We start from the raw sequence: 22,465 nt of genomic DNA on the forward strand, positions 1-22,465 counted from the left end.
GATCCATGTCCTTCAATGATCTGGCCGCCGCGCTTGAAGTACGGCGGCAGGATAACCTTTATCGCCAGCGCCGAGTGCTGGAGTCGGCCCAGGGGCCGGAAGTCAGCGTTGATGGCCGTCGCTATCTGGCGTTCTGCTCCAACGACTATCTGGGGCTGGCCAACCACCCAGAGGTGATCGCTGCGCTTAAGCAGGGTGCCGATACCTACGGCGTGGGCGGCGGTGCGTCTCATCTGGTCAACGGACATTCGCAGGCTCACCATGCGCTGGAAGAAGAGTTGGCGGAATTTACCGGCCGTGAGCGGGTGCTGCTGTTCTCAACCGGCTACATGGCCAACATTGGTGCCGTCAATGCCCTGATCGGCAAACAGGATGCGGCGTTTCAGGACCGTCTCAATCATGCATCCCTGTTGGACGCGGGCCTGCTCAGTGGTGCTCGTTTCCAGCGTTACCTGCACAACGACCCCGATAGCCTGGCTCAGCGGCTGAGTCGCTCAGAAGCGCGCCGCAAGCTGGTGGTCACTGATGGCGTGTTCAGCATGGATGGCGATATTGCCGACCTGCCAGAGTTGAGTCGAGTAACCCGCGAGCATGACGGCTGGCTGATGGTGGACGATGCCCATGGTTTTGGCTGTCTGGGCGCCAAGGGCGGCGGCTGCGTCGAGCACTTCGGTCTGAGCAATGAAGAGGTGCCGGTACTAATCGGCACTCTGGGTAAAGGCTTCGGTACCTCCGGCGCTTTTGTAGCCGGTTCCGAGGTGCTGATCGAAACCCTGATCCAGTTTGCCCGCACTTACATCTATACCACCAGCATGTCGCCGGCGGTGGCTCAGGCCACCCGTGCCAGTCTCAGGCTGGTGCAGTCCGAAAGCTGGCGCCGCGACAAGCTGACGCAGCTGATCCAGCGCTTTCGCAGTGGCTGTGAGCAGCTGGGTTATGCGCTGATGGATTCGCCAACGCCTATCCAGCCGATTCTGATCGGCGATGCCGGTGAGGCGATGCGGATCAGTGCCGCACTGGAAGCACGCGGTATCTTTATCAGTGCCATCCGTCCGCCCACTGTCCCAGCTGGTAGCTCGCGCCTGCGAGTGACCCTCAGTGCGGCCCACAGCGAAGAGCAGGTGGATCGCTTGCTGGAAGCGCTGAATCAGGTTCGTACCGGAGGCGTGGCATGAGTCTGTGGCATGAAACCCGTGGCACTGGCCCTGATCTGGTGCTGCTGCATGGCTGGGGACTGAACTCTGGCATCTGGGGTGACTTTTCCGACCGCCTGGCCGAGCGTTATCGTGTAACGCTGATTGATCTGCCGGGGTTGGGACGTTCTGCACCCGCAGGCGATATGTCGTTGGGCTCCGTGGTTGGGGCTCTGTTTGAAGCCGCACCCGAGCAGGCGCACTGGGTGGGCTGGTCGCTTGGCGGACAGCTGGCATTGGCCTGTGCCGAACAGGCGCCGGAACAAGTGAAAAGTCTGAGTCTGATTGCCGCCAACCCCTGTTTTGTCGCCCGTGAGGATTGGTCCTGCGCCATGGCGTCGGACGTATTCAACGCCTTTGTTGAGTCACTGGCGTACAACGAGGCCAAAACCCTGCAGCGCTTTGCCGCCCTGCAGACGCGTGGTTCAGCCAGCGCCCGTGATGAGTTGAAACGACTTAAAGGTGTTATGGCAACGGCGGAGCCTCAGGCACTGGCATCAGCGCTGATGCTGCTGGAATCCGACCTGCGCTCGGCCCTGGCCACTCTGAACTGCCCAGCCCAGCTGATATTGGGTGCTGAAGACCAGCTGGTACCGGTAGGTCTGGCGAAGCAGGTACAGGCATTGAGCCCGAAGCTGAAGGTTAGTGTACTGGCGCAGAGTGCACATTTGCCTTTTATCAGCCATGCCGATGAAGCGCTGAACATGCTCAATGCGCTGGTGCGCCAGGTGGATGGTGCCGATGCAGCGGGATAAACGCAGGGTTGCCCAGGCATTCAGTCGTGCGGCCGAGAGTTACGACTCCGTTGCTCAGTTGCAGCGCGCTATCGCCGACCGTCTGCTGCAGTGGCTGCCCGAGGAGGTCGAAGGCAACCTGCTGGATCTTGGTTGTGGCACCGGATATGCCGCGCCGCATCTGCATGCGTGTTATCCAGAATCATCGCTGCTGCATCTGGATCTGGCCCATGGCATGCTCACCTTTGCCCGCGAACAGCGGTCGGTGCCGGGGGCATTCTATCTCTGTGGTGATGCCGAACAACTGCCACTGGCGGACGCCAGCATTGAGCTGATCTGGTCCAGCCTTGCCGTGCAGTGGTGCGAACAGCCGGACCGGTTGATGACCGAACTGGCGCGGGTGCTGAAACCGGGCGGTCGTTGTCTGCTGGCCACGTTGGGACCGGATACGCTGCATGAGCTGAAGCGGGCATGGGCAGCGGTGGATGACGATGTGCATGTGAACTGCTTTACAGCACTCGAACGGCTACTGGCATACAACACCGGCCTGACATTGGCGCGGTGCGAGACTGAATACAGGGTGCTCCGTTACAATCGCCTGCAGGAGCTGATGCACGAGCTCAAGGCGTTGGGTGCTCATAATGTGAACAGTCGTCGCGATCAAGGGCTGAGCAGTCGTCAACGCTTGATAAGGCTGCTGGACGCCTATGAACGGCAGCGTCAAGCCGATGGTGCTCTTCCCGCTACCTATGAAGTTTATTATCTGGAACTGTTCAAGGAATCCCAGTGAAAAAGCGCTTTTTCATCGCCGGTACCGATACCGATGCAGGCAAGACTCTGGTGACCACCGGACTGCTCACGGCTGCAAGCCGCAGAGGGTTGAGAACCATAGGCCTGAAACCGGTGGCAGCCGGGTGTGAACAGACGCCGGATGGACTGCGCAACTCCGATGCGCTGCTGCTGCAACAGGCTGCCAGCATCAAGCTGAGTTATGAGCAGGTCAACCCGATCGCTTTCGAACCACCGATCGCACCGCACATTGCCGCCGAACAGGAAGGGCGAGTTTTGACCGCCGACCGACTGGCGGCCTATTGCCGTGGCACCATGATGCAACCGGCAGATCTGGTGCTGGTGGAAGGTGCCGGTGGCTGGCGCGTGCCGCTGAGCATGCGTGAAAGCCTGGCGCGGCTGCCACAATTGCTGGAGCTGGATGTGATCCTGGTGGTGGGGATGAAGCTGGGCTGCATCAACCACGCTATTCTGACCGCCGAGGCGATCGCCCGCGATGGCCTGCGCCTGGCCGGCTGGGTCGCCAACCATATCGACCCGGACATGAGTTGCCCGGATGAAAATCTGGCCACGCTGGAGCGGCTGTTCCGCGCGCCTCTGCTAGGGCGGATTCCCTGGTTGGATGATCCTGACCCAGAGCGAGTTGCCGACCATATTGATCTGATTCCACTGTTGGATGAGTAAAAAGTGACCAATGGGTGCAGTTGTTCTATACTGCTACCAGATGCAATCAAAGGCGTACCGAGCGTCAGGATACTAAGGTCCTGACGCGCGCTGTTTTGTCGCCTGAACTGCAATTGAAAATGGAAGGTGCCCCATGAACATTACATCAGCTCAGAACAGTGGCATGTTCAACGTAAACCGTACTCTGGACAACACACCGAAAGTATCCGGTGACACTCAGGGCAGCGGTCGTCCGGACTTGGCAGAAGTCGCTTCCGGGCGTGAAATTAATCAGGCTGTTGCCAACTCTACCGTCAATGAAACCACCGAAGCTGCCGCTACCAAGGTGGTTAATGCGACGGATGAGGTGCTGGGTAACCTGATCGATACCATGGCCTGATACAGGAAGGGAGGGGTGATCCTCCCTCTTCTGCCATGAGCACAGCACTCTCCAGTATCTCACCCCCGTCGGTTCCTGTTTCCGGCACCTATTCACAGCCTGCCACCCGGGCAAGCCAGCCTGATTCGTCTGCGCAAGCGCAGGCAGGCAGTGCAAGCGACACTGCGCAAGGCTCATCCTCGACTCCAAAAGACACTGGATCAAGTTCACGCCAACAGTCGGTTGAGCAGCGTCAGGAGCAGCGCGTTTTACAGCAGCTAAGCGCCCGTGACCGGGAGGTACGGCAGCATGAAATGGCGCATCAGGCTGCCGGCGCCGGTATTACCGGTGCTGTTTCCTACAGTTACGAACGTGGCCCTGATGGCCAGATGTATGCTGTTGGCGGTGAGGTGAGTATTGATACCTCTGCCGTCAGCGGAGACCCGCGTGCGACCCTGGAGAAGGCGGAAGCGATTATTCGTGCGGCGATGGCGCCGGCTGAACCTTCGTCTCAGGACTATAGAGTTGCAGCGAGTGCTCGTGCCATGGCCGCCGAAGCACGTGCTGAGCTGGCCCAAATGGAGGAGAGTGAAGCGAGCGAAGAAAGCGGTGAAGAACCGGAGCAGACAACGGGTGCCGCAGCTGAAACGCGTCAGGAAGACGGTGCCGGTAACGAGAGGCGCGCCGAGATGCGTGAGGCGCAGGCAGAATCCATGGGGCGGCTGCAGCGGCAGCTGGTTGAGGCCGGTGTTTTTGCTCGGATGTATCCGCCCGGCACTCTTTTCAGTTATCAGGTCTGAGGAATTTATCGACCAGCCGAGTAAATGCGCTAGGTTTCTCGACATGCGGCAGATGTCCCGCACCGGCGATAATCTTGAAGTTAGCGGCAGGAAAGCGTGACAGAATGGCCTGCTGATGCTCTGCCTGGATATAACCTGACTCCCCGCCCTTGATGAACAGAACAGGTCCTCCGTAGGGCGTGCCCTCGGGCGCAGCCGCTATCTGGCGATATTGCTGCTCAAGTGCGGGCAGGTTCATGCGCCATGCGAAATGTCGGTCTTCATTGCGGTAGAGGTTTTTCAGCAGGAATGCGCGGGTTGCCTCTGAATTCACATACTGGCTCAGTATATCGTCAGCCTCGCGTCGGCTTTTCAGCTGCGACAGGTTAATGCATTTAAGGCCTGCAAACACATCGTTATGATGTGGTGGATACTCGACCGGGGCAATATCAACCACTATCAGCCGCTCGACTTTGCCTGGATGATCCATCGCCAGCTGCATCGCGGCCTTGCCACCCATTGAGTGCCCCATCAAATTGACCTTTTCAAGCCCCAGCCGGTTCATCAGCTCGATCACGTCATCTGCCATGGCGGTATAGTCCATACGCGAATCGTGTGGGGAGCGGCCATGATTGCGAAGATCGACGGCAATGACATCAAAGTGTTCACTGAGCTGTTTAATCTTGGCACCCCAGTTTTCCAGCGTGCCAAACAGGCCGTGCAGAATGACCAGCGGCGCTCCCTTGCCACTGCGATGAAAATTCAGTTGCATGATGAATACCCGAAATGAGCAGGCCGCACGTATGCTTGGCTACGTGCGGCGACAGGATCACAGAATGTCGATCAGCTCGACATCGAATACCAGAGTTGAATAGGGCGGAATGCCACCGGGAGAGCCCTGGGCACCGTAGGCCAGTTGGTAAGGTACATAGAGGCGCCATTTGGCCCCTTTGGTCATCAGCTGCAGGGCTTCGGTCCAGCCTGCGATCACGCCACCGACCGGGAATTCGGCCGGCTGGCCGCGTTCATAGGAGCTGTCGAACACCTTGCCATCGATGAAAGTGCCGTGATAGTGGGTGCGCACCTTGCTGCTGGCGGTCGGATTTTCACCATTTTCGTCACCGGCTTCGATGATTTCGTACTGCAGGCCTGATTCAAGCGTCACGACACCTTCACGTTTGGCGTTGTCTGCCAGAAACGCTTCGCCCTTGGCTGCCGCTGCGCGCGCCTGTGCTTCCTGAGCTTCGCGCATGCGCTGAGTGATCTCGTTGAACGCGGCCTGAATCTGCTCGGCAGGTACCCGCAGGCCTTCACCGCCAAAGGAGTCGCGCAAACCGGTGATCACCGCTTCCACATCGACACCATCAAAGCTGCCCTGAGCCAGCTGGTCACCCATCTGGCGGCCAATGCCATAGCTGGCGCGCTGTTCTGTTGTTTCGAATACCTGTTCAGACATATTAAACCCGCTTGTCGTTCGGTTGGTTAAAGAGGGCGATGCTAACATAACTGCAGCTTTGACGGGGCTTCAGTCGCTGATCTTCTCGACGCGGCAGATCAGAGCACCCCGGTGCAATCGGGCCTGGATCTGCTCGCCCGACTTGACCTGTGTGTTTGCAGTAATGGCGGTACCATCGCTGGACTGAACAATGGCGTAACCACGCTCCAGTGTTGCCAGAGGGCTGACACTGTTCAATTCGCGCATGAGTCCCTGCAGCTTGAGCTGGCGACGTTCAATCAAATGGCAAATGGAAGACTGCAGCCTCTGTTGCAGTGGCTGCAGCTGCTGTGCCTTTTGCTGCAGCATGCGAGATGGCGAAACCTGACGCAGTCGCTGTTCCAGAGTATCCAGCCGCTGTTGGCGTCTGTTCAGCTGCTGTTGAAGCGCACGCTGCAAACGCAGTTCCAGCTGGTCGAGTTGTTGGCTCTGCTCACGCAGGCGTTCACCGGGGTGACGCAGCCTGAGTCGAAGGTGATCCATACGCTCACGGCAGCGCTGCAGCTGTAGATGCATTTGCCGCTGCAGGCGGTGCTGCAGGCTTGCGAGATGCTGCAGTTGCACCTGTTGATCCGGGCTGATTAATTCAGCCGCAGCCGAAGGCGTAGGTGCACGCAAGTCAGCCACAAGGTCGCTGATCGATACGTCGACTTCATGCCCTACCGCAGACACAACAGGTATGCGGGAGGCTGCAATGGCGCGTGCCACAGTTTCCTCGTTGAAGGGCCAAAGATCTTCCAGAGAGCCGCCGCCGCGACCCACAATCAGTACATCACAGCGCTGATCACGGTTGGCCAGTTCGATGGCGCGTACAATCTGGCCTGCAGCCTCGTTACCCTGAACCGCGACCGGATAAAGCGCTATCGGCAGTGCCGGGCAGCGTCGCTGCAGAACGGTCAGTATGTCGTGGATCGCCGCCCCGGTAGGGGAGGTAATCACGCCAATATGGCGTGCAGGGGAGGGAAGTGGTCGTTTACGGCCGATCTCGAACAGGCCTTCACCGGCCAGTTTCTGTTTCAATGCTTCAAAAGCCAGCTGCAGCTTGCCCAGTCCGCTTTCCTGCATCTGCTCACAAATCAGCTGAAAGTCTCCGCGTCCTTCGTACAGGCTCACCTTGGCCTGAATCACCACCTGGTCCCCTTCTTTCGGGCGAAAGCGAACCTGTTGGTTGCGGTTGCGGAACATGGCGCAGCGTACCTGCGCTTTGTCATCTTTCAGCGTAAAATACCAGTGTCCTGAGGAAGGACGGGCGAGGTTGCTGATCTCGCCTTCGACCCTCAGGCTCATGAAGGAATTTTCCAGCAGTGAACGCACCTGACGGTTCAGTTCACTGACGCTGATGGCGGTAGAGTGTGTGGCTTCAGATCGGTTCATGCCGGCATGATAAACGACATCGGCAAGGCTGGCATCCATCGTGATCGCTGATTGTTGTCTGCGCAGGTTTTGTGTATAATTTCCTGTTTAATTTTTCACAGAAAACGGGCTGGTTCAGTATGTTGCGAATCGTTGAAGAAGCGCTAACCTTTGATGATGTTTTGCTGGTTCCGGGATACTCGGAAGTACTCCCGAAGGACGTTTCACTGAAGACCCGCCTGACCAAGGGTATTGAACTGAATATTCCGCTGGTCTCGGCGGCCATGGACACCGTTACCGAATCCCGTCTGGCCATCGCGATGGCACAGGAAGGTGGTATCGGCATCATCCACAAGAATCTCACCCTCGAACAGCAGGCCGAAGAAGTGCGCCGGGTCAAGAAGTTCGAGTCTGGCGTTGTGCTGGATCCGGTTACCTGCAGTTCCGATACCACCGTGCGCGAAATCATTGAGCTGTCGCGCAAGCTGAGCTTCTCCGGCTTCCCGGTTGTAGATAACGGCGAGCTGGTGGGTATTGTTACCAGTCGCGATGTGCGTTTTGAGCATGATATGGATGCGACAGTTTCCACTATCATGACACCCAAGGATCGACTGGTCACAGCCAACGAAGGCGAAGATCCTGACGTTATTCGCGAATTGCTGCGCAAGCACCGCATCGAAAAGATCCTGCTGGTTGACGACAAGTTCGCTCTGCGCGGCATGATGACCGTGAAGGACATGAGTAAGGCTCAGGCGTTCCCCTATGCTGCCAAGGACAGTCGTGGTCGTCTGATCGTTGGTGCCGCAGTGGGTACCGGCCCCGAAACCCCTGATCGTGTGGCGGCTCTGGTAGCAGCCGGTGTTGATATGATTGTGGTGGATACCGCACACGGTCACTCCAAGGGTGTTATTGATCGTGTGGCCTGGGTGAAGCAGAACTTCCCGCAGGTGCAAGTGGTGGGTGGCAACATCGCAACGGCAGAAGCTGCCATTGCGCTCGCTGAAGCAGGTGCGGATGGCGTGAAAGTGGGTATCGGTCCCGGTTCCATCTGTACTACACGAATTGTTGCCGGTGTGGGCGTGCCGCAGATTTCGGCGATTGCCAATGTGGCAGCTGCACTGCGCGAGCACGGTGTTCCCTTGATCGCTGATGGTGGTATCCGGTTCTCCGGCGACCTTTCCAAGGCGATTGCTGCCGGAGCCTCTGCGGTAATGGTCGGTTCCATGCTCGCCGGTACTGATGAGGCGCCGGGCGAAGTCGAGCTGTTCCAGGGGCGTGCCTTCAAATCCTATCGTGGCATGGGCTCTTTGGGTGCCATGTCTGGCCTGACAGGCTCTTCCGATCGTTACTTCCAGGATGCGAAAGACGGTGCCGAGAAGCTGGTGCCGGAAGGCATCGAAGGTCGTGTGCCCTGTAAGGGGCCGATGGCGGGTGTCGTGCATCAGCTGATGGGTGGTCTGCGCGCTTCGATGGGCTATACGGGTTGCGCCACCACCGAGGAGATGCGCAACAAGCCCAAGTTTGTACGCATCACCAACGCGGGTATCACGGAAAGCCATGTACATGACGTAAGTATTACCAAGGAAGCCCCCAACTATCGTGTGGGCTGAACAACCAATATCTAACTGACAAGTGGGGCGGTGGACTGCCCCACTTTTTGTTTGTGCCGCCTGGCGGCCAGCATTCGGTGGAGTCACTGAGTATGAGCAAAGATATTCACGCGCAACGCATCCTGATTCTGGACTTTGGGTCCCAGTACACCCAGTTGATCGCTCGTCGGGTACGCGAGATCGGGGTTTACTCCGAGATCCATGCCTTTGATATGGATGAGGCGGCGATTCGTGAATTTGCCCCCAACGGCATCATTCTGGCAGGCGGTCCTGAGTCCGTCACTGAACTGGATTCACCGCGGGCTCCGGCATGCGTATTTGACATGGGTCTGCCGGTGCTGGGCATTTGCTACGGCATGCAGACCATGGCCGAGCAGCTGGGCGGCAAAGTCGCCAGTTCCGACAAGCGTGAGTTCGGTTATGCGCGTGTGCGTCTGGCTGATAGCCCGAGCCGTTTGCTGGAAGGTATTGAAGACCACATCGCAAACAACGGCACTCTGTCACTGGACGTCTGGATGAGCCATGGCGACAAGGTGACTGAAATGCCTGATGGCTTCCACATGATTGCGGCCACGGATTCTGCGCCGGTTGCCGCCATGTGTGATCCCAAGCGTAACCTGTATGGTGTTCAGTTCCACCCGGAAGTGACGCATACCAAACAGGGTCTGCGCATTCTGGAACGTTTTGTACGTGAGATCTGCAACACAGATGCACTGTGGACGGCAGCGAATATTATTCAGGACCTGATCGAAAAGGTGCAGCAGCAGGTCGGTGACCAGAAAGTGCTGTTGGGCCTGTCGGGTGGCGTGGACTCGTCCGTGGTTGCAGCCTTGCTGCACAAGGCGATAGGCGACAAACTGACTTGCGTGTTCGTGGACAACGGTCTACTGCGCAAGGGTGAAGGCAACCAGGTGATGGAGATGTTCGCCCGTAACATGGGTGTCAACGTAATCCGTGTCGATGCCGAAGATCAGTTCCTGGGCCGCCTGTTGGGCGAAGCTGATCCTGAAGCCAAGCGCAAGATCATTGGTAACACCTTCATCGAAGTGTTCGATGACGAAGCTGAAAAACTGAAAGATTGCCGCTTCCTTGCACAGGGAACCATCTATCCGGATGTGATCGAGTCTGCCGCTTCCAAGACCGGCAAGGCGCATGTCATCAAGTCGCACCACAATGTGGGTGGCCTGCCGGAAGACATGAAGTTTGAGCTGGTTGAACCGCTGCGTGAACTGTTCAAGGATGAAGTGCGCAAGATCGGTCTGGAGCTGGGCCTGCCGTACGACATGGTTTACCGCCACCCCTTCCCGGGGCCGGGGCTTGGTGTACGTATCTTGGGTGAAGTGAAGAAGGAATACGCAGAAATTCTGCGTGAAGCGGATGCGATCTTCATCGAAGAGCTGCACAAGGCCGACTGGTATCACAAAACCAGCCAGGCATTTGCCGTCTTCCTGCCGGTGAAGTCCGTGGGTGTTGTGGGCGATGGTCGTCGCTATGAGTACGTGATTGCCCTGCGTGCCGTTGAAACCATCGACTTCATGACAGCCCGTTGGGCTCACCTGCCCTATGAGCTGCTGGAAACCGTATCCAGCCGTATCATCAATGAAGTCGTCAAGGTTTCGCGCGTGACCTACGATGTTTCCAGCAAGCCGCCGGCCACGATTGAGTGGGAGTGAAATAAGGTCTTTCAGGGACTATCAGCTGCAATCGGAAAAATGACGTAAGTTTATGATTTATCTAAATTTACGTCTCATTACCTATCGGTGGCTACCGGCGGCAAGCAGGAACATTTGTCGGTAAAAGCGACGGTATCGCGAATTCCCCGGATTAAGACTCTCCCATTTACCGTCATGCCTTTTTTCGGCATGACGGTAAAACTACGCCCTGACTTCTTTTGATATCAAGAACTTAGGGATATCATCAGGGCTCCTGACCCTTGACGGTAACAAACCGCAAACACAGGAGAAACCTGATATGTTGACCGATACAGCGCTACGCAAACTCAAGCCCAATGACGCCACCTACAAGGTCGCCGACCGCGACGGCATGTATGTGACCGTCTCGAAAACAGGCACCATCACCTTTCGTTACGATTACCGTCTCAATGGCCGGCGTGAAACCCTCACCCTGGGCCGATACGGGCCGGGTGGTATTTCCCTGGCCCTGGCGTGGGAGCGCCTGCTGGATGCCCGCAAGGCGGTGGCCGACGGGCATTCTCCTGCCCAGGAGAAACAGCGGGAAAAACGCCGCCTGTCCCGTGCCAGGAATTTCGCGGAATTCACCGAGGTGTGGATGGTAGCTTCCGGCATGGCTGACAGCACCAGGTCCATGCGCAAGCACATCATCGACCGCGACATCCTGCCGGTCTTCAAGAACCGTCTGCTGGCTGAAATCACACCCGACGACCTCCGGGCCCTGTGTATGAAGGTGAAAAAGCGCGGAGCACCGGCAACCGCTATCCACGTCCGCGATATTGTCAAGCAGGTCTACGCACACGCCATCATGCACGGCGAGAAAGTGACCAATCCGGCCGATGAAGTGATGCCGTCATCCATTGCCACTTTTGCGCCCAAGGACCGCGCGCTGTCACCCGCTGAAATCCGGCTGATGGTCCACGAGATGGATACCATACCCACGTCGCCGACCATTCGCCTGGGGCTGCGCATGATCCTGCTGACCTTGGTGAGGAAGGCCGAGTTGCTAAAGGCGACCTGGGATGAAGTGGATTTCGAGACCGGGGTATGGAGCATTCCCAAGGAGCGGATGAAGCGGCGCTTCCCTCACAATGTTTATCTGTCCCGACAGGCGCTCGACATCCTGGTGGCGCTCAAGACCTGTGCCGGTGGATCCAAGTACCTGTTTCCGGCTCGCTATGATGGTGACCAGTGCATGTCCATGGGCACGCTGAACCGAGTGACCTTGAAGGTATCAGAGCGGGCCCGGGAAAAAGGCTTGCCGCTGGAACCATTTACCGTTCACGACCTGCGCCGTACCGGTTCCACACTGCTCAATGAAGTCGGTTTCAATCGCGACTGGATTGAAAAGGCCTTGGCCCACGAGGACGGTCGCTCCTCTCGGGCGGTGTACAACAAAGCGGAGTATGCCGAGCAGCGTCGGCACATGATGCAAGAGTGGGCCAATATGATTGAGGCTTGGGCGGAAGGGGGTAGCTACATTCCAACCTTGATGCCGTCGACAATGTCGGTGCCTGTATTAAAGGCATCGGTATGAGTGTCGTGGTCATGGTGATTGTTGGCTTGCGGTCGTTTGGGCATGGCCAACAGAACACTTTCCATAACCCAAGGTTGTCACTTGACAACCTTGGGTGCCATGCCCATACTGGAGACAAGGAATGACTCGATCATCGCATCCGAAGAAAGAAATTGAAGCGGCGCTCAAGCATGCTGAAGAGGAGGGCTGGCGAGTCGAGGTGGGTGGTAGTCATGCCTGGGGCAAGATCTACTGCCCCTACAATGACGATGAATGCCGCTGTGGTGAGTTCTGTATCGCCAGTGTGTGGAGCACACCGAGAAATCCCGGCAGCCACGCACGGGCGCTGCGCAGGGTGGTGGACAAGTGCTCCACTCACCAGCGCCGGGAAGATACGGAGTCGGAGGATTGAGACGTGGAATATATCTTTACACTGAAATACCAATTGTCTGAGCAAGACTGCGACCCGGACGCGCTGGTGGAGCGCCTAGGTGCCGCCGGTTGTGATGACGCGCTTGTCGGTGTCGGGCAGCCAGGTCGCCTGGCTCTGGAGTTCTCCCGTGAGGCGGACAGTGCAGTGGAGGCGGTTCGGACCGCTTTGGCCGATGTCAAAAGCGCTGTGCCCACCGCGCGTTTGATCGAAGCCTCGCCCGATCTGGTCGGTCTGACGGATGTGGCTGATGTGGTGGGGATTTCCCGTCAGGCAATGCGCAAGCTCATGCTGGCCCACCGCTCGACGTTTCCGATGCCGGTTCACGAAGGTAGCGCCTCGATATGGCATCTGGCGGAGGTGCTGGATTGGCTGAAAACGCGCGGGGGTTACCGGATTGATAGTGGAATGCTGGAGGCTGCGAGAGTGGTGCTGGAGGTCAATGTCACCAAGGAGGCGATTCGGCACCCGGTGAGTGGGCAGAATAATACAGAGTTGCTGACGGCCTAGCCGTCAGCTCATTGGTTGCGAGAACGTACTGGGCGGGTAATACGCTGGTTCACGTCCGGCCCAGGAGCGGGGGACGATTTGCCTGAGCGGGATTGCTGTTTGCGCTCCTCGATCCAGGCTTCCACTTCCTCCAGGTCCCACACCACGCAACGGGGCGTCAGGTTGAAACGACGGGGAAATTCACCGCGACGTTCCATATCGTAGATGGTTGTTTCCGCCAAGGGGATCATCTGGTGAAGTTCACGTCGGCGGATGGTTCGACGGAAGGGAAGCGGAGGTGTTTCCACGTACTGTGGCAAATCTGTAGTGGTCAACCAGTCCCGGACAGTATTTTAAGGTTTCCTCAGCGGCAACAGGCGAAATTTAGTTTCGAGCAAATCTGGCATGCTCACCGAGAGCGTGACACAGCTCACCGATGACTACGAGAGTTGGTCGTTGAACTAGCGGCCGATTAATTTTTGATACCTACTGATCAATCTTTATATTACCCCCTCCATGGCAGCTATTACCTCACTCAGGTATCCCTCATGAAGTCACCGACAACCGATTACACTCCAGAATATTTTATTTTCTGTCCCCGGGAAGTAGATGCTTTGGATTACTAGTTGCCGTGATGGTATTGCTTGTCGCACTCAATCCAGTAAGCATCCCAGTGTTTGCAAGGCTGGGGACAGCATCGATTCCCACGGCAATGCGCAGTTTATTCGGAAATGGTGTTTGAATCGTTGATCGCTGGAAAATAAATATCCAGGGGCGATGCTGATATTGTGTTCCAGTGCTTTTTGATAAAGCTCGGTGGTATCGAACTCCCCAGGCAACTGCACCCACAATACAAAGCCGCCGCGAGGTTGGGAGGTGCGGGTGCCGGGTGGAAACGTTGTCTTAATCAGGTCAATACATTGTCCTATATTCACGGCATAACGGCGGCGTATTTTCCGGACATGCCTGTCCATACCGCCATTACGCAGGTATTCATCCAGTACCCGTTGGTTCAATGTAGCGCTGGCAATATTCTGGGTGAATTTCAGGTAGGCGGCTTTCTCCGTATAGCGACCGGGTGATAGCCACCCTACCCGCAGGCCTGGGGAAACCGATTTGGAGAAAGAGCTGCAATAGAGTACCTCCCCGGTCGTGTCGAAGTGTTTGTAAGGGGCCGGGCGATGACCGTCGAAGGCAAGGTCACCATAAATATCGTCTTCCACCAACGGCACATCGAAGCTATTGAGCAGTGACAGTAACGCCTGTTTTTGATTGTTGTCTGGGCAGCTCCCCAGTGGATTGCTGAAGTTGCTGACGACGATACAGGCCTTTACGTCCCACTGCCGGCAGGCGTCCTCGACCTTGTCTAGGTCCATGCCGGACTCGGGGTGGCAGGGGATTTCCACCGCGCGTAATCCCAGGGTATCGATCACCTGCAGTAAACCATAGTAGGTGGGGGATTCAAGCAATACCACATCACCGTGTTCGGCCACGCACTTGAGGGCAATAATCAGTGCTTCGTGACAGCCGTTGGTGACGAGGATGTCCGCGGCACTCACATCACAGCCGTAGCTCAGCATCCGCAGCGCCAGGGATTCGCAAAGTGATGGCAATCCGGGCGGAACTTCGTAGCGCATAAATCCGGTACCGTCGGCTCGACTGATTCGGGCAGCGATTCGTTGCAGCTCCTGCCCGGGGAAGCAGCTTTCGTGGGGCAGGGCCGCTCCCAGTTGCACCATGGTCTTGCTGCCAGTGGCCTGGATCAAATCCAGCGCCAGTCGCTGGCGCTTCACCAATATTGGTCTCAACGTGGCCTTGGCAGGTTTTTTTACTAGCAGTGCGGAGTCTTCGCCGCACCATTTGACGAAAAACCCCGAGCGCGGAACCGCTTCAATCATGCCCTGATTTTCCAAAAGTTTTTGCGCCTGGAGGACAGTATTGATGCTGACACCATGGGTTTCCGCCAGCACACGCGTTCCGGGGATTTTTTCTCCTGGACTGTAGCGTCCTGCCTGAATCTCCCGGGTCAGCTGTTCGGCAAGCTGCTCGTAGCGATGGAGTTGAAAGCGTGTAGTGTCCAAAATCTGTACCCGTTTAAATTCATATAAACTGTATCTGTACCCTTTTCTTGGAAAGATTACACTTCCAGCATTGCTCCCTCAATAGCCTGAACCGGATGAGACCATCAATGGCATCGTTATCTTTCAGGCAGCACAAGAACGTCAACTCTGTGAGGTGATACCGGATGCAGGCCCAACCCATGTGTCATACAAAAACGAAGTATTCTTGCTGGAAGAATGGTGAGCTTGTGAGCGCTGATCAAGCAGTTGTTTCGATCTATGATCACGGTTTGCTATACGGTGACGGCTGCTTCGAGGGACTGCGATTTTATCACCGGTATCCTTTCCGGCTCGATCGTCACCTGGCGCGGCTGCGCTGTTCCCTCAGTGCACTGGCGATCATTGTTCCCTATAGCGATGATGCTCTCGCAGAAGCAGTCATGGCTTGTATCGCTCGCTCGGGCATGGCCGACGGTTACCTGCGGATTCTGGTGACCAGGGGGGAGGGGGATATGGGACTAAACCCCCTTAATTGCACTGCGCCCAACGTATTTATCATTCCGACATCACTGTCGTTGGTCAGTGATGAAGCCCGGAACCAAGGGGTTAGCCTGATCACCAGCAGTATCAGGCGAGCAGTCGGTACGGGGCTGGATGCAAGGGTCAAATCCCTGAATTACCTGCATTCGGTTTTGGCCAGGGCGGAAGCGAATGCCGCCGGAGTTGATGAAGCAATTTTGCTCAACCAGTTTGGTCATGTGGCGGAATGCAGCGCCGAGAATATCTTTGTCGTCAACGCGGGATCGCTGCTAACGCCGCCAGTTCAGGACGGTGCATTGGAAGGAATTACCCGCGAAACCATTTTGGAGCTGTCGTCTCAACAAGGATTGGAGGCTTGCGAGCAGTCCCTCACCAGCTATGATCTTTACACTGCCGAGGAGTGTTTTATCTGCGGTAGCGGTGCGCGGTTGATTCCAGTTAAAACAATCGATGGTCGGCAGATCGCCCAGTGTCCTGGGCCTGTATATCAGCGTCTGTCAGTTGCCCACCAGGCTTTGATTGATGACGAATGTGGGGAGAAAAGACAATGACCTTTGACTTGGCCAGCTACGCAAACAACATGGCTCGCTACAACCAATGGATAAATGGCGGTCTGTATTCGGCTGCGGAGACCTTGCCCCCTGAGCAGCGCCGGTCGGAGTGCGGCTTGTTCTTCGGCTCCATCTACAACACCCTCAATCACTTGCTGGTTTGCGACCTGATGTGGCTGGCTCGATTCAAAAAGGAGTCTGTCACAGTGAACAGCCTGACCCAGGAGCTGTTCGGTGATTATGCCCAGTTGCGACAAGCTCGGCAGCAAACTGACAAGGACATTATTGCTTGGGCACAAAGCCTTGCGTTATCCCCGCCGCCCGAACGCTTGAACTATGTCAGTTTGTCGAGCAATACCGAGCGGAGTGTGGACTTCGCTCAGGCTATCGTGCATTTCTTCAATCACCAAACCCACCATCGTGGACAGGTGACAGCGGCGCTGTCCCAACAAGGTGTGGACTTCGGGGTGACTGACTTGATCTTTATGCCTGATGAGAATTGACGACATTAAACCCTTTCTCTTTTGTATATTCATTATTTTCGAGAGACAGGCATCGAATCAAACGCAGTAATTTTTCAAATAAAAATTAGGTAGGGAGATACAAGGTGGAAGCACAAGATACAGGCTATGAATCCAAGACATTCGAGAGCTTTGGCCGCCAGGTAGTGATGCAAACCCTGGAGGCGGAGCTGAGTATCCAGGGGGCAGGAATCGTCTCCATTCGCTTTCCCTTCCAATCTCAGTTTACGCAACAAAACGGCTATATCCATGCAGGCATTGTCGCGACTATTCTGGACAGTGCCTGTGGCTATGCTGCATTTACACTGATGCCACAAGGAGCGGATGTGCTCACCGTGGAATTCAAGGTAAACCTGTTGCGCCCAGCCAAGGGGGATAACTTTGTTGCGAAGGCAACTGTGGTCAAGCCAGGCAAAACAATTTCTGTCGTGGAAGCTGCATTGTACAGCTCGGAATATGGCGAAGAAAAACCGGTAGCGACGATGACGGCAACTATCATGACAATGTTGCAATCATAAAAATTGAGGAGTCAGCAGGAAAGAATAATGAATCGCTACACAACCTTGACCTAAACCACGGTGCGTTGATCAGCATCGATGTACAAAACGACTTTGTGAGCGCGATTTCAGGATTATGCTGGTCACAGATGCGATTTCTCAGCTCTATCCCAAGGGAGAAAAAGATATGAAAAATGTTGGCGTGACACTTTGCTCCTCTGAAGGTCTGGACTAGTTGGTACGGGGATCCATTTGTAAGGAATGATTTGGAGGGGGCAGCGTGATTGGGCACTGTAGATGTACGAATATGAAAGTGGAGTGGCAGTTTGACCGTGCCAGCGAAGTTCATCCCGTCATTTGTGATTGTGAATATTGCACAGCCCACAATGCTCAGTATGTATTCCAGGCTGGCACTGCCGTGGAAATACACATAAGGGATTTTTCATTCTATGGCCAAGTCCAGCAAGGAACGAAGACTGCCGTATTTCATGAATGTCGAAAATGCGGAATGTTGGTTTGTGTGACTGTTGAATCAGGTGGAAAAGTTTATGGGGCGATTAGCCGTGACTGTTTTCCTGATGAGCTGGCTTTCGCAACGCCGTTAAGGATTAATCATGATGGTGCTCCTGTAAAAAACCGAATAAAGAAATGGGAAAAGAATTGGTGCTCTTCGGTGACTATTAATTCAGGATAGCTCACAGGACATTGAGATAAATAAAAATTGATCGAGGATGAGCGCAGTGTTGTGTGGGAAAAATATACATCAATGAGTCAATCAGCTAGGGCGGGAATTCAGATAATAAGTGCGACACTCATGGTTGAACGGCGAGAGGTGGCCAACTGCCGAAGGTGGTACGCTTCAGCTCGCCAAAGTCAAAGTAAGTATCACCATGAGTTATCAGCAGTTGACCGAGGGGAAACGATACCAGATATCGGCTCTCCTTACGCAGGGATATTCGCCGGCAGCGATCGCCACTGTAGTTAATGTTCATCGCTCCACGGTCTACCGGGAGATGAAGCGTAACAGTCATGACGGGGTGTATGAGCCCGAGGAGGCACATGCCAGAAGCCGCGCACGTCGAGTCATGGCACGCAAATACAGAGTGCCGGAGCAGACCGTCATGTATGTGGAGCTGACGTTGTCCTGGCACTGGAGTCCGGAACAGATCAGCGGTATCGGCAAGCTCATTGGTCTGCTGGTAAGCCATGAGTGGATATACCGTCATGTCGCTGCCGATAAGGCCCGTGGCGGCAAGCTCTACAAGACATTGCGCCCAAGGACACAAACGGTACCGCAAGGGCAGCAACAGCAAGCGTGCGGTCATCCCGGAGCCGATTTCGATCGACGATCGTCCGGCCATCGTGGACACGCGAGAGCGCTTTGGTGACTGGGAGGTCGATACCGTTCTGGGCAAGCATGGTAGCGGTGCGCTGGTCACGCTGGCGGAGCGCAAGAGTCGCCTGTATCTGGTCCGCAGGGTCGACGCCAAGCGGGCTACGGACGTGCGGGATGCGATCATCGATATGCTCATGCCCTATGCCGACCATGTACATACAATCACGGCGGACAACGGCAGCGAGTTCGTCGAACACAAGGCCGTAGCGGAAGCGCTGGGGGCGGAGTTCTACTTTGCACACCCGTACTCCTCATGGGAGCGTGGACTGAACGAGAACTTCAACGGGCTGCTGCGGCAGTTCATCCCGAAGGGTACGGATCTGAGGCTGATTACGGATGAAGATGTGCGGTGGGCAGAGAAGAGGTTAAACCTGAGGCCGCGTAAATGCCTCGGATTCAGGCAGCCAGAAATGGTGTTCCAAGAATACCTTCAGGCTGCATAGGCGGGTGTCGCACTTCGGAGTTGAATTCGCGGGGAAGCAGCGAATAAGTCCGCTGCATGAGCTAATTCCTGCTGTATCCGATTGAGCTCGCACCGATTACGGGTAGAGTCGGCGTGTGTAGTATCGTTGGATCCAGCTGCATGGAAAGGAACTCTGTCCATGAAGCACTTCATCCGCATTTCTTTTCACGCGGTCCACAATGTCGGATGCTCAGTCAGTTAGGTGTCTTCTTTTTTGTGTACACTCAAATGAGCGAGTGCTAACTGCAGGTGTTCCAGAAACGCCTTCACTTTGCTCTGTGGGTACTTTCTTCCGGAATAAAGCGCATATAGCACTAAATCCTCTGGTTCGCGGTTACAGTCAATTTTAACAAGGGATCCGTTGTCGATGTCTGATTGACAGGCATGAAGGGGCAAAATGGCGAAGCCAAGCCCTTTCAGTGCAGCGGCCTTGGCCATTTGGCCACTGTTCACCTTGTAGTTGGATCTAACTTGGACGGTTTGGTTCTGTTTAAACCGCCAAGGCGTTCCTTGGAGTACCGACATACTGGTAATACAGGGGGCTTTGGTCAGTTCATCCAGTGATTGTGGCGATGGATGATGTTTCAGAAGTTCTGGTGCAGCCACCACACAGCTCGGCCATCGCAGGATTTCTTTGGCGACCCAGCTAGAATCTTCCAGGGGTCCACGTCCAAAACGTAACACCAAATCGAATCCTTCCAGTAGTCCGTCTGTTGGGTCCAGTTGGGTGTCACAACTGAGCTGTATTTGAGGATGTCGAATGCAAAAGTCCGCGAGAATATCAGCCATGAATGGGAGATCTGGTGTAATGATCTTCAAGTGGCCGGATAGGGAATCTCCAAATAGGGATACCTCTTCCAAAGTATGATCCATGGCTTGAGTGAGTGGTGTAATGGATCGATACAGCTGCTTACCGGCTGCTGTTGGAGTCATCCTACGCGTTGTACGTTCCAGCAGCCGCACATTAAGTTGTCGTTCTAGCAAAGCGACGTGCCGACTGACATTGGATGTTGGCAGCTGTAGTTGCTCAGCTGCGAGCTTAAAACTCAGCCTTTCATAGACAGCCTGGAAGCACAGCAACCACTGAATTTCGACTTTCTCTATCATTGGTTATCCCAAAATATGAGATTAGTAAAACTATAAAATCATATTTATCATGAATTTGGGTTTCATTACAGTCACTATCAAGTTGCATAAATCAGGAGAGAGTCGATGATCAGAACTAGTAAAATTGCCATAGTAGGTGCCGGTGTTGCCGGGATAGCACTGGCAATACTCGCCATGAAACGGGGCTGTCAGGTCAGCCTATTTGAGCGTGGCAGTACTGTCTCATCCATGGGTGCTGGTGTTACGCTATGGCCCAATGCCATGTTTGTCATGCAGCAGATTGGGCTGGACAAGGAGGTCAAGCGTATGGGAGGCGCGCCAGGCACTATGCGTCAATTTGACCGGCATGGGGTCCTGCAAACTGAGTTCGATATCATGGCAGTAAACTCGCTCTGCGGCTTTCCCAGTGTGACGGTATTGCGGCGTGAGCTGATGAGTCTACTGGCCGGTGCGCTCGATGACCTAGGGGTGAAGATCAAGTTTGACTGCTCAATCACAGCCGCGGATGTGACGAAGTTGAGCCAGGAGTTTGACCTGGTAGTCGGGGCCGATGGGCGGATGAAGTCGGTCGTGCGCCAGGCATTGTATGCGGAGAAAGTGACTCCTCGTTATCACGGGTTTGTAAATGTCGTAGGAGTGAGCAGGCAGCGAGAGGGTGCTTTGGATAACGCTATTCATGACTTCCGCGGTCTAGGTGAGCGTTTTGGAATTGTCCCGGTGAATGATGGGTGGTGCTATTGGGCAGGAGCCTGGAACGCCGCTGTCGACAGGGAGCGGTCCGGGGCCCATTGGTACGAGGAGTTGAATCAGCGTTTCCGGGACTGGCCCGATCCAGTGCAAAATGTGTTGCAGTCCTGTGATAGAGCATCGGTTAATCGCATTTTTGTTCATGACATTGATCCTCTTCCCTATTGGCATCAAGACAATGTCATAATTATCGGGGACGCGGCCCATGCTCCCTTGCCGACCTCTGGTCAGGGGGCATGTCAGGCGCTGGAAGATGCATGGCACCTTGCCCTCTTACTGATGGAGACCGATGAGCTGGAAGTCGCTTTGCAAGGCTTCTATCAACAGAGGAATGTTAAAACTTCTGCAGCCCAATTGGTTGGAAGACAGGTAGCTAAGAAGATATTTTCTGAACAACCTGAGCCGCTGCTGCCGGCATCCCATATTTCTGCTACTGAACTCAGCCAGTTCTGGATGCAAGGTTTAAAGTAGTTGTGACCAGCTCCCCACTTTCTAATCCATGAAGCTGTCAGTAATGTTCATCACAGAGAAGGACGATGAACATGAAGAAGCGATTCACTGAAGAATAGATCATCCCGATCCTGAAAGAAGCTGAAGCAGGCCTGCCATCTGTATCTGTGCCAGCAATCGTGAGAATACTGGAGGTCATGAGCCGTTCGCTTGTTCAAGGGTGATAGCGGCTGCTTGACGGGCGACCTTGGCGACATCGAGACTCAGGGCAAGGCCGGCATCGGTCAGTTCGTCGAGGCTAAACCACTTCGCATCAAGCGCATCGTCTCCAGCTACGGGCTCTCCGGCAATCCATTCACAAAGGACCGCAATCAGCACGAAGTGCTGATGTATCCGGCCGCTTTCGTCCTGGTCGAAGGCGTCCACCGCCGTGAATACCTGACGTGCACGACCTTGCACCCCGGTTTCCTCCAATAGTTCTCTGACGGCGGCAAGTTCAATCGATTCGCCAGCCTCTATTTTCCCTCCGGGGAAGCCCCAGCGGCCTGCGTCCGGCGGGTTGGCCCGGCGTACCAAGAGTATCTTTTCTTTATGATAGACGGCGGCAATCGTAGCGGCGATTGGTCGAATGGTGGGGGTGTTCTCTGTCGTTGATAACATGTCAGCCTCGTTTGCGAGGCCAGCGAAGGCATGAGGTGTCAAAACCTGTCCCTTCGCCGGCATGATCCGGTTCAGGCTCAAAGGGTCACTGTGCTGCATTCTTGCCAACAGTATCTCAGCCCCTGGGTGGGTGACCCCTCGGTATTGAGAAGCATATCAGGCATTATCGAATGGCGCAGTGCCAGGTTAGTAGGTCTGTCTTATTCCGCCTGGAGCGACCTGATTGATCGTCTCATGGTACAGAATTTCGCATAGATCTTGCGCTGCTGGGCTAGCATTCGAAGCACAGAGCAGGCTAAGGGCAATTGGTGGAAGCTCTGGTAGATCAAATTATTCGCCAATACACCTGATG

Annotated in this window: 23 protein-coding genes, 1 pseudogene and 1 riboswitch; of the genes and pseudogenes, 17 read left to right on the plus strand and 7 right to left on the minus strand. The window is 55.4% G+C overall.

Annotation, left to right across the window (positions count from 1 at the left end; all coding sequences use genetic code 11):
- Positions 1-5 precede the first annotated feature (5 nt).
- The 6 genes from bioF (at position 6) to ABIE61_RS06335 (ending at position 4,558) form a co-directional block, all read left to right on the plus strand.
- Positions 6-1,175, plus strand: coding sequence for an 8-amino-7-oxononanoate synthase (gene bioF / locus ABIE61_RS06310; protein WP_354407736.1), 1,170 nt, complete (start codon positions 6-8; stop codon positions 1,173-1,175).
- Positions 1,172-1,948: a pimeloyl-ACP methyl ester esterase BioH gene (gene bioH, locus ABIE61_RS06315; RefSeq protein ID WP_354407738.1), complete on the plus strand. Its 777-nt coding sequence runs from the start codon at positions 1,172-1,174 to the stop codon at positions 1,946-1,948. Before bioF ends, bioH begins: the two co-directional genes overlap by 4 nt.
- Positions 1,935-2,717, plus strand: a complete 783-nt coding sequence (gene bioC / locus ABIE61_RS06320; RefSeq protein WP_354407739.1) for a malonyl-ACP O-methyltransferase BioC — start codon at positions 1,935-1,937, stop codon at positions 2,715-2,717. The genes bioH and bioC overlap by 14 nt, the downstream gene beginning before the upstream one ends.
- Positions 2,714-3,400, plus strand: coding sequence for a dethiobiotin synthase (gene bioD / locus ABIE61_RS06325; RefSeq protein WP_354407741.1), 687 nt, complete (start codon positions 2,714-2,716; stop codon positions 3,398-3,400). Before bioC ends, bioD begins: the two co-directional genes overlap by 4 nt.
- A gap of 133 nt (positions 3,401-3,533) precedes the next feature.
- Positions 3,534-3,779 carry a hypothetical protein gene (locus tag ABIE61_RS06330; protein ID WP_091825468.1) on the plus strand — a complete coding sequence of 82 codons (246 nt, stop codon included), beginning with the start codon at positions 3,534-3,536 and terminating at the stop codon, positions 3,777-3,779.
- Between the two features lie 35 nt (positions 3,780-3,814).
- Positions 3,815-4,558 carry a putative metalloprotease CJM1_0395 family protein gene (locus ABIE61_RS06335; protein WP_354407743.1) on the plus strand — a complete coding sequence of 248 codons (744 nt, stop codon included), beginning with the start codon at positions 3,815-3,817 and terminating at the stop codon, positions 4,556-4,558.
- On the opposite strand, the gene ABIE61_RS06340 is transcribed toward ABIE61_RS06335, so the two are convergent.
- The 3 genes from ABIE61_RS06340 to xseA all read right to left on the minus strand — a co-directional run bounded on the left by ABIE61_RS06340 (position 4,542) and on the right by xseA (position 7,445).
- Positions 4,542-5,309 (minus strand): alpha/beta fold hydrolase, encoded by a 768-nt coding sequence (locus tag ABIE61_RS06340; protein ID WP_354407745.1) that lies wholly within the window; start codon positions 5,307-5,309, stop codon positions 4,542-4,544. The genes ABIE61_RS06335 and ABIE61_RS06340 overlap by 17 nt on opposite strands.
- 57 nt (positions 5,310-5,366) lie before the next feature.
- Complete coding sequence (gene bamJ / locus ABIE61_RS06345) at positions 5,367-5,993, minus strand: BamJ family beta-barrel-assembly machinery protein (RefSeq protein ID WP_091825476.1); 627 nt, start codon at positions 5,991-5,993, stop codon at positions 5,367-5,369.
- A gap of 69 nt (positions 5,994-6,062) precedes the next feature.
- Positions 6,063-7,445, minus strand: a complete 1,383-nt coding sequence (gene xseA, locus ABIE61_RS06350; RefSeq protein ID WP_502915046.1) for an exodeoxyribonuclease VII large subunit — start codon at positions 7,443-7,445, stop codon at positions 6,063-6,065.
- Between the two features lie 80 nt (positions 7,446-7,525).
- On the opposite strand from xseA, the gene guaB reads away from it, so the two are divergent.
- The 5 genes from guaB to ABIE61_RS06375 all read left to right on the plus strand — a co-directional run bounded on the left by guaB (position 7,526) and on the right by ABIE61_RS06375 (position 13,142).
- Positions 7,526-8,995 carry an IMP dehydrogenase gene (gene guaB / locus ABIE61_RS06355; protein WP_091825478.1) on the plus strand — a complete coding sequence of 490 codons (1,470 nt, stop codon included), beginning with the start codon at positions 7,526-7,528 and terminating at the stop codon, positions 8,993-8,995.
- Between the two features lie 92 nt (positions 8,996-9,087).
- Positions 9,088-10,668 carry a glutamine-hydrolyzing GMP synthase gene (gene guaA / locus ABIE61_RS06360; protein WP_354407747.1) on the plus strand — a complete coding sequence of 527 codons (1,581 nt, stop codon included), beginning with the start codon at positions 9,088-9,090 and terminating at the stop codon, positions 10,666-10,668.
- 298 nt (positions 10,669-10,966) lie between these two features.
- Complete coding sequence (locus tag ABIE61_RS06365; protein ID WP_354407749.1) at positions 10,967-12,223, plus strand: tyrosine-type recombinase/integrase; 1,257 nt, start codon at positions 10,967-10,969, stop codon at positions 12,221-12,223.
- 121 nt (positions 12,224-12,344) lie between these two features.
- Complete coding sequence (locus ABIE61_RS06370) at positions 12,345-12,614, plus strand: hypothetical protein (RefSeq protein ID WP_354407751.1); 270 nt, start codon at positions 12,345-12,347, stop codon at positions 12,612-12,614.
- Between the two features lie 3 nt (positions 12,615-12,617).
- Positions 12,618-13,142: a helix-turn-helix transcriptional regulator gene (locus ABIE61_RS06375; protein ID WP_354407754.1), complete on the plus strand. Its 525-nt coding sequence runs from the start codon at positions 12,618-12,620 to the stop codon at positions 13,140-13,142.
- A gap of 8 nt (positions 13,143-13,150) precedes the next feature.
- On the opposite strand, the gene ABIE61_RS06380 is transcribed toward ABIE61_RS06375, so the two are convergent.
- Both ABIE61_RS06380 and ABIE61_RS06385 read right to left on the minus strand, forming a co-directional pair.
- Entirely contained in the window at positions 13,151-13,456 is a 306-nt protein-coding gene (locus ABIE61_RS06380) for a helix-turn-helix transcriptional regulator (RefSeq protein WP_502915047.1), read from the minus strand.
- Between the two features lie 318 nt (positions 13,457-13,774).
- A complete protein-coding gene (locus ABIE61_RS06385; RefSeq protein ID WP_354407756.1) occupies positions 13,775-15,202 on the minus strand; it encodes an aminotransferase-like domain-containing protein in 1,428 nt (475 codons plus the stop codon).
- A gap of 164 nt (positions 15,203-15,366) precedes the next feature.
- Between ABIE61_RS06385 and ilvE the strand changes: the two genes are divergently transcribed.
- The 5 genes and pseudogenes from ilvE to ABIE61_RS06410 all read left to right on the plus strand — a co-directional run bounded on the left by ilvE (position 15,367) and on the right by ABIE61_RS06410 (position 19,129).
- Positions 15,367-16,272, plus strand: coding sequence for a branched-chain-amino-acid transaminase (gene ilvE / locus ABIE61_RS06390; RefSeq protein ID WP_354407757.1), 906 nt, complete (start codon positions 15,367-15,369; stop codon positions 16,270-16,272).
- Positions 16,269-16,775 (plus strand): DinB family protein, encoded by a 507-nt coding sequence (locus ABIE61_RS06395; RefSeq protein ID WP_354407760.1) that lies wholly within the window; start codon positions 16,269-16,271, stop codon positions 16,773-16,775. The genes ilvE and ABIE61_RS06395 overlap by 4 nt, the downstream gene beginning before the upstream one ends.
- Before the next feature lie 104 nt (positions 16,776-16,879).
- Positions 16,880-17,311, plus strand: a complete 432-nt coding sequence (locus ABIE61_RS06400) for a PaaI family thioesterase (protein ID WP_354407762.1) — start codon at positions 16,880-16,882, stop codon at positions 17,309-17,311.
- 286 nt (positions 17,312-17,597) lie between these two features.
- Entirely contained in the window at positions 17,598-17,984 is a 387-nt protein-coding gene (locus ABIE61_RS06405; RefSeq protein WP_354407763.1) for a hypothetical protein, read from the plus strand.
- Between the two features lie 196 nt (positions 17,985-18,180).
- Positions 18,181-19,129: pseudogene (locus ABIE61_RS06410) on the plus strand (IS30 family transposase).
- A 218-nt stretch (positions 19,130-19,347) separates the two neighbouring features.
- On the opposite strand, the gene ABIE61_RS06415 reads toward ABIE61_RS06410, so the two are convergent.
- Positions 19,348-20,256: a LysR family transcriptional regulator gene (locus ABIE61_RS06415; RefSeq protein ID WP_354407766.1), complete on the minus strand. Its 909-nt coding sequence runs from the start codon at positions 20,254-20,256 to the stop codon at positions 19,348-19,350.
- A 105-nt stretch (positions 20,257-20,361) separates the two neighbouring features.
- On the opposite strand from ABIE61_RS06415, the gene ABIE61_RS06420 reads away from it, so the two are divergent.
- The gene (locus ABIE61_RS06420) at positions 20,362-21,474 is read left to right on the plus strand and encodes an FAD-dependent monooxygenase (protein WP_354407769.1); all 1,113 of its coding nucleotides are present in this window, start codon (positions 20,362-20,364) and stop codon (positions 21,472-21,474) included.
- A gap of 174 nt (positions 21,475-21,648) precedes the next feature.
- Here the strand turns inward: ABIE61_RS06420 and ABIE61_RS06425 are convergent, their stop codons facing one another.
- Entirely contained in the window at positions 21,649-22,113 is a 465-nt protein-coding gene (locus ABIE61_RS06425) for an NUDIX hydrolase (protein WP_354407771.1), read from the minus strand.
- A gap of 30 nt (positions 22,114-22,143) precedes the next feature.
- A riboswitch (TPP riboswitch) is annotated at positions 22,144-22,262 on the minus strand.
- Positions 22,263-22,465: the final 203 nt, after the last annotated feature.

Source organism: Marinobacterium sp. MBR-111 (assembly GCF_040547585.1).
Lineage (GTDB): Bacteria > Pseudomonadota > Gammaproteobacteria > Pseudomonadales > Balneatricaceae > Marinobacterium > Marinobacterium iners.

Excerpts from the sequence above, each read along its gene's own strand:
- bioF (WP_354407736.1), top strand. The coding sequence starts at position 6 with ATGTCCTTCAATGATCTGGCCGCCGCGCTTGAAGTACGGCGGCAGGAT.
- bamJ (WP_091825476.1), bottom strand. The coding sequence starts at position 5,993 with ATGTCTGAACAGGTATTCGAAACAACAGAACAGCGCGCCAGCTATGGC.
- ABIE61_RS06335 (WP_354407743.1), top strand. The coding sequence starts at position 3,815 with ATGAGCACAGCACTCTCCAGTATCTCACCCCCGTCGGTTCCTGTTTCC.
- guaB (WP_091825478.1), top strand. The coding sequence starts at position 7,526 with ATGTTGCGAATCGTTGAAGAAGCGCTAACCTTTGATGATGTTTTGCTG.
- ABIE61_RS06405 (WP_354407763.1), top strand. The coding sequence starts at position 17,598 with ATGAAAGTGGAGTGGCAGTTTGACCGTGCCAGCGAAGTTCATCCCGTC.
- ABIE61_RS06395 (WP_354407760.1), top strand. The coding sequence starts at position 16,269 with ATGACCTTTGACTTGGCCAGCTACGCAAACAACATGGCTCGCTACAAC.
- bioC (WP_354407739.1), top strand. The coding sequence starts at position 1,935 with ATGCAGCGGGATAAACGCAGGGTTGCCCAGGCATTCAGTCGTGCGGCC.
- xseA (WP_502915046.1), bottom strand. The coding sequence starts at position 7,445 with ATGGATGCCAGCCTTGCCGATGTCGTTTATCATGCCGGCATGAACCGA.
- ABIE61_RS06330 (WP_091825468.1), top strand. The coding sequence starts at position 3,534 with ATGAACATTACATCAGCTCAGAACAGTGGCATGTTCAACGTAAACCGT.
- ABIE61_RS06425 (WP_354407771.1), bottom strand. The coding sequence starts at position 22,113 with ATGTTATCAACGACAGAGAACACCCCCACCATTCGACCAATCGCCGCT.
- ABIE61_RS06340 (WP_354407745.1), bottom strand. The coding sequence starts at position 5,309 with ATGCAACTGAATTTTCATCGCAGTGGCAAGGGAGCGCCGCTGGTCATT.
- ABIE61_RS06365 (WP_354407749.1), top strand. The coding sequence starts at position 10,967 with ATGTTGACCGATACAGCGCTACGCAAACTCAAGCCCAATGACGCCACC.
- bioH (WP_354407738.1), top strand. The coding sequence starts at position 1,172 with ATGAGTCTGTGGCATGAAACCCGTGGCACTGGCCCTGATCTGGTGCTG.
- ABIE61_RS06415 (WP_354407766.1), bottom strand. The coding sequence starts at position 20,256 with ATGATAGAGAAAGTCGAAATTCAGTGGTTGCTGTGCTTCCAGGCTGTC.
- ABIE61_RS06370 (WP_354407751.1), top strand. The coding sequence starts at position 12,345 with ATGACTCGATCATCGCATCCGAAGAAAGAAATTGAAGCGGCGCTCAAG.
- ilvE (WP_354407757.1), top strand. The coding sequence starts at position 15,367 with ATGCAGGCCCAACCCATGTGTCATACAAAAACGAAGTATTCTTGCTGG.
- ABIE61_RS06420 (WP_354407769.1), top strand. The coding sequence starts at position 20,362 with ATGATCAGAACTAGTAAAATTGCCATAGTAGGTGCCGGTGTTGCCGGG.
- guaA (WP_354407747.1), top strand. The coding sequence starts at position 9,088 with ATGAGCAAAGATATTCACGCGCAACGCATCCTGATTCTGGACTTTGGG.